This is a genomic window from Lysinibacillus sp. VIII_CA, from assembly GCF_049943995.1.
Taxonomy (GTDB): domain Bacteria; phylum Bacillota; class Bacilli; order Bacillales_A; family Planococcaceae; genus Lysinibacillus; species Lysinibacillus pinottii.
This window is the reverse complement of the sequence record NZ_JBNFXM010000100.1, coordinates 1-297: the sequence shown is the minus strand read 5'-3', so window position 1 is coordinate 297 and position 297 is coordinate 1. Positions and strand designations below refer to the sequence as shown.

General features: G+C 41.8%; 1 protein-coding gene. It reads left to right on the top strand.

Going from position 1 to position 297, the window contains the following annotated elements:
* Positions 1–297 (top strand): IS607 family transposase (locus ACP3VS_RS24395; protein ID WP_426390314.1); only part of this gene is annotated, 297 nt, incomplete at both ends.

The following is a 297-nucleotide window of genomic DNA, read 5'->3' as shown; positions in this document are numbered from 1 at the left end:
AACTCGGGAAGATAGCCGAGGAAAAGATTGTGGTTGGTTATTGCCGTGTCAGCTCCAAGAAGCAGCAAGCAGATTTGGAGCGACAGGTTCAGAACATGAAGACGTATCTGTTGGCGCAAGGAAAGCCTTTTAAAATCGTGACTGATATCGGAAGTGGTATCCATTACAACAAGAAAGGCTTAAATGAAGTGATTGATTTGGTAATGGATAAGAAAGTCTCTAAAATCGTTGTTCTTTACAAGGATAGGCTTGTCCGATTCGGCTACGAACTCATCAAAAACATTTGCGACAAGAACA